We start from the raw sequence: 4897 nt of genomic DNA on the forward strand, positions 1-4897 counted from the left end.
ACCACGCAGGCCAGCACCTCTTCTTCGCGCACCGCGTCGGGCACGGCCAGCACGGCCGCCTGGTGCACCATCGGGTGCGTGAGCAGCAAGGCCTCGACCTCGGCGGCGGCAATGTTCTCGCCCGAGCGGCGGATGATGTTCTTGCGCCGGTCCATGAAGTGCAGCATGCCGCCGGCATCGCGCGTGACGATGTCGCCGGTGTGGAACCAGCCGCCGCGCCAGGCCGCCTCGGTGGCCTCCGGGTCGTCGAGGTAGCCGCTGAAGAAGTCCTTGCGCGGCGTGGCGGCCGAGTGTCGCACCCACATCTCGCCGGGCTGGCCTGCGGGCACTTCGGCGCCCGATTCGTCCACGACGCAGACCTCCAGGCCGGGCTCCGCGCGGCCAAAGGCGCGCGTGCCGATCTGGCGCGGCGCGTGGTGGTCGGAGAGGATGCGCACGATCTCGGTCATGCCCCAGAGCTCGACCAGCGGCAGGCCAAAGCGCTCTTCGAACACGGCGTGCAGCTGCGGCTCGACGCCGGCGCCGTAGCCAAAGCGCACGCGGTGCGCGCGCTCCAGCGGACTGGCCGGCTGGGCCAGCAGCATGGGCACGACGACGCCCAGGTAATGCACGATGGTGGCGCGGCTCTCGCACACCTCCTGCCACCAGCGCGAGGGCGCAAAGCGGTCGGTCTGCACCTGGCAGCCGCCGGTCAGCAGCATGCAGTAGAACGACAGGATGGACGCGTTCACATGGAACAGCGGCAGCGGGTTGTACAGGCGCTCCTGGCCCTCGCGGATGGCGACCAGGCCGCCCTGGCCGGCATACCAAGCACCGGCCGCGAGCTCGTAGCGGTGCGAGAGCACGCAGCCCTTGGGCCGGCCCGTGGTGCCAGAGGTGTAGAGGATGCTGGCGTGCGTGTCGGCCACGGGCGCGCCGGGCTGCGCGGGCTGGGCCGGTGCAGGCAGCGCCGCCATCTCGTCCGGCGTGGCCACGGGCGGCTGGTGGCGCGCCTCGGCCAGCGCGGCGTGCACGGCGGGCAGGCGCGCGGGCAGCGCCACCGCCAGGTCCACGCGTGCATGGTCGATCAGGTAGGCCAGCTCGCGCGGGCGGTAGTCGGGGTTGATCGGCACCACGCAGGCGCCGAGCGCGTTCAGCGCCAGCTTGTGCAGCATGTGCTCGGGCCGGCTCTCCAGAAACAGGGCGACGCGGTGGCCCAGGCCATAGCCGGCGGCGCGGTAGCGCGCCATCAGGTCCTGCACCTGCGCGCCCGCTTCGCCATAGCCGATCTCGCGGCCCTGCGGGTCGTAGGCGCGCGCCGGGTTGGCGGGCACGGCCAGCAGGCTGTGGGGGCCGTAGGCTGCGGCGGCGCGGAAGAAGGCGTCGCCGATGGTGGTGGTGTCGTCGATGGAGATCATGGCGCGGGCAATGTCAGGGGCGATCAGGGGCGGATATCGGGCGAGGGCTGGGGCGAGATGCCCTCGTCCAGCGCCGCCTGCTGCTGCGCCGCCAGCGCGCGCCGGTAGGCCGGGCGCGCTTGCAGCCGCTGCCAGTAGGCGCGCGTGGCCTCGCCGAACTGCGCGTCCAGGCCCAGGTGCTGGGCCAGCAGCAGGGCGTAGCCCACGGCCACGTCGGCGGCGGTGAAGCGGCCAGGGCAGAGCCAGTCGCTGCGGGCCGCGGCGCTTTCGACGGCGCGCAGGCGCGCCAGGAACCAGCGGCCATAGTCTTCCGCCACCTGCGGCTGCCGGCGCGCGGGCGGCTCGAAATGCGTGTAGCGCAGCACCAGCGTTTGCGGGAAGGTGAGCGTGGCATCGGCCATGTGCAGCCAGTTCAGGTAGGCGCCAAAGGCCGGGTCGGCGGCCGACACATCGAGCCCTGCCTCGGGTCGCAAGGCCGCGAGGTACTGGCACATGGCGCTGGACTCGGTCATGCGCACGTCGCCGTGCACCAGCAGCGGCACCGTGCCCAGCGGGTTGCGCTCGAGAAAGCTGCGCGCCAGCGTGCGCGGAGGGAACGGCAGCAGGTGCAGCCGGTAAGGGAGCTGCAGCTCTTCGAGCATCCATAGGGGGCGAAACGAGCGCGCGCTGACGCAGTGGTGGAGGTGGATCATGGCGTCGGCGCCTGGGGCAAAACGGCCAGTCTAGGCAAGCAGGCGGAACAAAAACTGCCAACGCGGGCGCAGATCATGCCGGCGCCCGCGCGCTGCGCCGGAACTCGGCGGGCGATTGGCCGGTCCAGCCGCGGAAGGCGCGGATGAAGCTCTTGTCGTTGGTGAAGCCGGCCTCGTGCGCCACCTGCTTGATCGGGCGGTCGGTGCGGTGCAGCAGGGCCACGGCGCGCTCGCGCCGCACCTCGTCTTTGAGCGCCTGCAGCGAGGCGCCCTCGTCCTTGAGCTGGCGGTGCAGGGTGCGCGGCGACAGGTGCAGGCGCAGCGCCAGCGCCTCGGCGCTGTGCGGCGCGCCGGGGTCGGCGGCCAAGGCCTGGCGCACGCGCTGCACCAGCAGGCGGTCGCGCCGGTACTGCAGCACCGTGAGCGGCAGGGCGCGCTCGAGCATCTGGCGCAGCGCGGCCTCGTCGCGCTGCAGTGGCAGCTGCAGGTAGCGCGCGTCAAAGCGCAGCGCCGCGGGCCCGGCGGCAAAGCGCGTGGGACCGGAAAACAGCACGTCGTATGCCGCCTGGTGCGCTGGCGCGGCGAACGGAAACTGCGCGCCCTGCAGCGGTATGCGCGAGTCGATGAACCAGCACGCCAGGCCGTGGATGTTGCGCAGCACGGACACTAGGCAGAACTCGCGCAGGCTGCCGAGGTCGCGGTGCTCGGCGATGGCGATTTCGGCCGTGCCGTCCTGCACGGACAGCGTGAGCGTGATGTCGTCGGCGATCAGCGCATGGTGGCGGCACCAGCGCGCGACGGCCAGCTGCAGGTCGGGCGCGCTGAGGGAGGCGCGCGCCAGCATGCCGTAGCTGCCCCAGGGCAGGCGGCGGCTGAACCAGCCCAGGGCCTCGTCGTCCAGCACCTGCATGGCCAGGCCCGAGAGCCGCTCGAACTGCCAGGCGGTCACGCGCGCTGCCGGATTTTTGGCATCGTCTGGCGCGATTTGTGCCTGGTGCAGCAGCGCGCGCGGGTCCAGGCCGGCGCGCGCGCAGGCCTGGGCAATGGCCTGGACAAAGGCCATGGGCGTGGCGGCGAGGCCCCAAGACTCGGGGGCCAAGGGCGCGGCGGACGGGCGCGCGTAGGGGGTGGGTTGCATGGGCCGCAGTGTGCCGGGCCATGGCGCTATTTGCAACCACAGTGGCAACCTTGCGGCCGGCACCCGGCTTATTCTTGAGGGCACGAATTTCTGCCCCGCCCAGCGCCTGGCCGCCGGCGCCGTGCCCTGTGACCCCTTCGCCCCGGAAAGGCCTCCATGCCCGTTTTGCCCACCCAACTCAACGCCCGCTCGGCCGACTTCCTGGCCAACGCCACCGCCATGCGCGCGCTGGTCGAGGACCTGAACGCGCACATCGCCAAGATTTTCGAAGGCGGCGGCGAGGCCGCGCGCGCCAAGCATGTCGCGCGCGGCAAGCTGCTGCCGCGCGAGCGTGTGCAGATGCTGCTCGACCCGGGCACGCCGTTCCTGGAGCTGGCGCCGCTGGCCGCGCTCAACATGTACGGCAACGCCGCGCCCGGGGCCGGCCTGATCGCCGGCATCGGCCGCGTGAGCGGCATCGACTGCATGGTCGTCTGCAACGACGCCACCGTGAAGGGCGGCACCTACTACCCGCTCACCGTGAAGAAGCACCTGCGCGCGCAGGAAGTGGCGCAGCAGAACCACCTGCCGTGCATTTACCTGGTCGACTCGGGCGGCGCCAACCTGCCCAACCAGGACGAGGTCTTCCCCGACCGCGACCACTTCGGTCGCATCTTCTACAACCAGGCCCAGATGAGCGCGCAGGGCATTGCGCAGATCGCCGTGGTCATGGGCAGCTGCACGGCCGGCGGCGCCTACGTGCCCGCGATGAGCGACGAGTCGATCATCGTGAAGAACCAGGGCACGATCTTTCTGGGCGGCCCGCCGCTCGTGAAAGCCGCGACGGGCGAGGTAGTTACCGCCGAAGACCTGGGCGGTGGCGACGTGCACACGCGCCTGTCGGGTGTCGCCGACCACCTGGCGCAGAACGACCTGCACGCGCTGCAGCTGGCGCGCAACGCGGTGCGCAATTTGAATAAAAACAAGGCTCCAGCGCCCGCCGATGCTGCGCCTGCAGCTCCTCTTTTTGTAGCGGAAGAGCTGTACGGCGTGATCCCGGTGGACACGCGCAAGCCGTTTGACGTGCGCGAGATCATCGCGCGCATCGTCGATGGCAGCGAATTCGACGAGTTCAAGGCGCGCTACGGCACGACGCTGGTGACAGGCTTTGCGCGCATCGAGGGCATGGCCGTGGGCATCATCGCCAACAACGGCATCCTGTTCAGCGAGTCGGCGCTCAAGGCCACGCATTTCATCGAGCTGTGCTGCCAGCGCAAGATCCCGCTGGTGTTCCTGCAGAACATCACCGGCTTCATGGTCGGGCGCAAGTACGAAAACGAAGGCATTGCGCGCAACGGCGCCAAGATGGTCACGGCGGTGGCGACCGCGAACGTGCCCAAGTTCACGATCATCATCGGTGGCAGCTTTGGCGCGGGCAACTACGGCATGTGCGGCCGCGCCTACAGCCCGCGCTTCCTGTGGATGTGGCCCAACGCGCGCATCAGCGTGATGGGCGGCGAGCAGGCCGCCGGCGTGCTCGCCACCGTCAAGCGCGACGGCATCGAAGGCAAGGGCGGCCACTGGAGCATGGAGGAGGAAGAAGCCTTCAAGGCCCCGATCCGCCGCCAGTACGACGACCAGGGCCACCCCTACTACGCCAGCGCGCGCCTGTGGGACGACGGCGTGATCGA

Annotated in this window: 4 protein-coding genes; 1 reads left to right on the top strand and 3 read right to left on the bottom strand. The window is 70.8% G+C overall.

Translation table 11 applies throughout. The annotated features are described in order from the left end of the window. From B2J89_RS20680 to B2J89_RS20690, 3 genes are all read right to left on the bottom strand, one after another. Positions 1-1397: AMP-binding protein (locus tag B2J89_RS20680; RefSeq protein WP_169170737.1), on the bottom strand; the 1397-nt coding region annotated here is incomplete at its 3' end. A gap of 23 nt (positions 1398-1420) precedes the next feature. Beyond that, positions 1421-2089: a glutathione S-transferase family protein gene (locus B2J89_RS20685; protein ID WP_169170738.1), complete on the bottom strand. Its 669-nt coding sequence runs from the start codon at positions 2087-2089 to the stop codon at positions 1421-1423. A 73-nt stretch (positions 2090-2162) separates the two neighbouring features. After that, on the bottom strand, positions 2163-3227 hold the full coding sequence (locus B2J89_RS20690) for an AraC family transcriptional regulator ligand-binding domain-containing protein (RefSeq protein ID WP_371809110.1): 1065 nt from the start codon (positions 3225-3227) through the stop codon (positions 2163-2165). Positions 3228-3383: 156 nt separating this feature from the next. On the opposite strand from B2J89_RS20690, the gene B2J89_RS20695 reads away from it, so the two are divergent. Continuing rightward, positions 3384-4897, top strand: a 1514-nt coding sequence (locus B2J89_RS20695; RefSeq protein WP_169170739.1) for a carboxyl transferase domain-containing protein, incomplete at its 3' end; no start/stop codon positions are given.

It is taken from the genome of Acidovorax sp. SRB_24 (genome assembly GCF_012931925.1).